The sequence below is a fragment of the Bradyrhizobium sp. SHOUNA76 genome, assembly GCF_023006445.1.
In the GTDB taxonomy this organism is placed as follows: Bacteria; Pseudomonadota; Alphaproteobacteria; order Rhizobiales; family Xanthobacteraceae; genus Bradyrhizobium.
This window is the reverse complement of sequence record NZ_JALBHA010000586.1, coordinates 1-3,629: the sequence shown is the minus strand read 5'-3', so window position 1 is coordinate 3,629 and position 3,629 is coordinate 1. Positions and strand designations below refer to the sequence as shown.

At 67.3% G+C, this 3,629-nt stretch carries 4 protein-coding genes; 2 read left to right on the top strand and 2 right to left on the bottom strand.

The window, feature by feature from the left end; translation table 11 throughout:
- Together MOV74_RS33765 and MOV74_RS33760 are read left to right on the top strand one after the other, a co-directional pair.
- Positions 1 to 673: lysylphosphatidylglycerol synthase transmembrane domain-containing protein (locus MOV74_RS33765; RefSeq protein WP_246931313.1), on the top strand; the 673-nt coding region annotated here is incomplete at its 5' end.
- Positions 670 to 1,689: an MraY family glycosyltransferase gene (locus tag MOV74_RS33760; RefSeq protein ID WP_404979216.1), complete on the top strand. Its 1,020-nt coding sequence runs from the start codon at positions 670 to 672 to the stop codon at positions 1,687 to 1,689. The genes MOV74_RS33765 and MOV74_RS33760, both read left to right, overlap by 4 nt.
- Here MOV74_RS33760 and MOV74_RS33755 read toward each other — a convergent pair.
- Positions 1,677 to 2,624 (bottom strand): NAD-dependent epimerase/dehydratase family protein, encoded by a 948-nt coding sequence (locus MOV74_RS33755; RefSeq protein WP_246931312.1) that lies wholly within the window; start codon positions 2,622 to 2,624, stop codon positions 1,677 to 1,679. The two genes, MOV74_RS33760 and MOV74_RS33755, sit on opposite strands and share 13 nt — an antisense overlap.
- A partial coding sequence (locus MOV74_RS33750) for a glycosyltransferase family 4 protein (protein ID WP_246931311.1) occupies positions 2,621 to 3,629 on the bottom strand: 1,009 nt, incomplete at its 5' end. The genes MOV74_RS33750 and MOV74_RS33755, both read right to left, overlap by 4 nt.

Here is a 3,629-nt window from a genome sequence, read left to right as displayed (position 1 = left end):
CGATGCGGTCCGGCTGTGGCTGGTCGCGCGTGCCGGGGCCGGCTGGCGTGCCGCGACCTACTCGATCTTCGTCGACCGCGCGATCGGCTTGATCGCGCTCGCGATCGTCATCGTTGCGAGCCTGCCCTGGAGCTACACCCTGATCACCGATCCGCACGGACGTTCGGCGCTGCTGCTCATCGATCTCCTGGCGCTCGCCGGCGGCCTCGGTTTCCTGATCTTCGGCGCGCTGAAATGGCGCTGGCTGAAGACCTGGTGGGCCACGCATCACCTTCACGCCTGTGCGGTGATCGCCAACCGCGTGATCTTCAACCGCACCCGCGGGCCGATCATCGCAATCCTGTCGGTGCTCGTTCACGTGCTCGCCGTCGTCATCGCCTGGTGCGTCGTGCAGGCGATTGCGGCCCCGGTCCGCTTCAGCGACGTCTTTCTGCTGGTGCCGCCCGTGATGCTGATCACGATGATGCCGATCTCGATCGCCGGCTGGGGGGTGCGTGAAGCCACGATGGGCCTGGCGTTCGGTTTCGCCGGACTTGCCGCCAACGAAGGCGTCAACATCTCGCTGCTGTTCGGCGCCGTGTCCTTCATCGTCGGTGCGTTCGGGGGCCTCGTCTGGATCCTCAGCGCGGAGAAGGCGGCGCAAGGCTCGGCTCCGATCGGAGTGCCGGAGTGACGACCCTCGTCTCGGGTCCGGACCCTGCGGCCGGACTGGTGCTGCTCGCGCTTGCGCCTGCCGGGCTGGCTGCACTGATCTCCGCCGGCATCACCTGGTGCAGCATGCCGCTGCTGCAGCGCTATGCGTTGGCGCGGCCGAACGCACGCTCATCACACAAGCTCCCAACACCGCAAGGTGCGGGCATCGCGGTCGTCGCCGCCACCCTGCTTGTCGGCTGGATTTACGCTTGGATTCCCCTGCCCCTGATCGGCTCCGCCGTGCTGATCGCTCTGGTCGGGCTTGTCGACGACATCAGGCCGCTGCCGGTCGTGCTCCGGCTCCTGTTGCAGGCGGGAGCGGTGGCCGCCGTCGTGCTCACGACACCGGAGGCGATGCGGATCGTTCCAGCCCTGCCGCTTGCCGCTGAACGCATCCTCCTTCTCGTCGGCGGCGTCTGGTTCGTGAACCTGGTCAATTTCATGGACGGGCTCGACCTCATGACCGTGGCGGAGGTGGTGCCTGTCACGGCCGCGCTCGGATTGCTCGGCTGGTATGGCGACCTCTCTCCGTCCGCCGCGTGGCTCGCAATGGCCCTGTGCGGCGCCATGCTTGGCTTTGCGCCCTTCAACAAGCCGGTCGCAAAGGTGTTCTTGGGCGATGTCGGCAGCCTGCCGATCGGCCTCTTGCTCGGCTGGTGCCTGCTGGAGCTTGCCTGGCAGGGGCACCCCGCTGCGGCGCTGCTGCTGCCGGCCTATTACCTTGCAGATTCCACCATCACGCTGTTTCGGCGCATCATCAGGCGCGAGCCGTTCTGGTCGGCGCACCGCACGCATTTCTATCAGCGCGCCACTGACAACGGCTTCACCGTCAAGCGGGTGACCGGCGAGGTGTTCGCGCTCAATCTCGTGCTGGCGTTGCTTGCCATCGTCACCGTTCGCGCCGGCTCGCTGACGGTCACGATCGTGTCCTTGTTCGCAGGCGCGGTCGCGGTCGCTTTCTTGCTGCAGCGCTTCTCGCGCACTCAGACGTCCTGAGCCGACAACGCCAACCGCAACCCTTCGTCCAGGGAGACCTCCGGCTGCCAGCCGGTCGCGAGCGCCTTGGAGATATTGAGCTCGAGCGAGCCGATCAGGCTGTCATGTGTATCCTGCCGGCCCATGACGCTGAGCAGGGTGCTGAGCAGGCCCGGCGGCACGCCGAACAGCCGCAGGCTCTTGCCGGACGCATCGGCAAGGCGCGTGATGAATTCGGGTGTCGAGACCTGCTCCTTGTCGGCCACGAGGAAGATCTCGAAATTGCTGGCGGGATCGGGATGACGTAGCCGGCGCAGGATGAACGACGACAGGTTCTGCACGGCAAGGAAGGCGCGCTGGTTGCGGATCGCGGCAAAGGGCAGCGGCAACCCGAGATCGACCGCGCGCGTCAGCAGCGCGAAATTGCCCTTGGCGCCCGCGCCATAGACCAGCGGCGGCCGGATCACCGAAATCTTCATATCGTTGTCGCGCGCCAGCGTTCTCAAGCCCGCCTCGGCCGCGGCCTTGGACATGCCGTAGAGGCCGCGCGGCGTCAGGATGTCGTTCTCGCTGAATGGGGCGCGGCCCTCGTTGCTGCGGCCGTGCACGAGCACGGTGCTGACGAAGACGAACTGGCGAACGCCGGCCGTCGCCGCGCAGCGCGCCAAATGCAGCGTGCCGGCGATGTTGACGTTGCGGTAGAGCTGGACCGCGTGCTCCTCGTGCTTGTGGTGCACACGCGCAGCGAGATGGACCACGGCGTCGACGCCTTCCAGCGCGGCCTGCCAATCGGTCTCCGGACCGATTGTGTCGATCACGACCTCGCCCTCGACGCCTTCCGGACTGCGAACCGCGCGGCGGACCGACCATCCCCCGCGAGCGAGCGCCGGCACGATATGGCGGCCGACGAAGCCGCTCGCTCCCGTCACCAGCACGACCGGCTTCTTCTCGTTCATCGTTGCTCCGACAGGTCCGGGTTGCGCAACAATTCGTCGATCAGCGCCGCATAGGCATTCAGCGCGGTCGTCCTGTCAAACCGGGATGCCGCCTTCACCGCGCGCGCTGCGATGGTGACGTCGTCGGACCGGGACGCCGCGCGGATCGCGTCTGCAAGCTGATCGGCGCGGCCTGGCGTCACGACCCAGCCGAGCCCGTTCTCCACCACCGTCAAGGCGGCCTCGGCCTCCGGCTCGGACACCAGCACCACGGGACGGCCGACCGCCAGCAGATTGTAGAACCGGCTCGGCACCGACACCCCCGCAACGTCCTTCCGGTACGGAATGATCCAGAGATCGGCGGACGCCAGAAACGCCTCGAGCTCGGAATCCTCGACGCGCCCGACGAAGGAGACATTGGGAAGGCTCGCCGCCGCCTGCAACTGCTTCAGTCGTTCGAAGCCGATGCCCCAGCCGGACAGCAGGAAGTGAATGTCCGCCTCGTCCTTGAGAAGCCGCGCCGCCTCGAACACGATGTCCGGATCATGGGTGAAGCCCAGATTGCCCGACAGGCCGACGATGAAGCGCGCGGCAATCGCCTTGCGGAACGGATTGTCCGACGTGATCGGCCGCGGCGCGGGCACCAGCGTCGCCCAGTTCGGGATGAAGCGGATCTTGTTCCGCCTCATTCCGGAATAGCTCAGCAGCGGACGCTCCGCGTCGCGGCCGATGGTGACGACGGCATTGAGCGCGCGGAACATCAGGCTGTTGGCGACCCGCATCGTCCGCGTCACCAGCGAGCCGGGCTTCAAGAGGCCCGCCATCACCAGCACGTCGGGAAAGAGGTCGTGCAGGATCAGCGCCGAGCGCGCCCCCTTGACCCTGGCTGCCGCCGCCACCGCGTAAGGCAGCATGAACGGCGCGGTGACCGTGAGCACGACGTCCCCTCGCCTCAGCTGCCGCGTCAACGCGAAGAACGTGCGCGCCGCGAACAGGAGCTCGGACACGCCGCGCCGCACCAGCGCC

Bases quoted from the DNA above. Each gene is read 5' to 3' on its own strand.
- MOV74_RS33755 (WP_246931312.1), bottom strand. From the start codon at position 2,624: ATGAACGAGAAGAAGCCGGTCGTGCTGGTGACGGGAGCGAGCGGCTTC.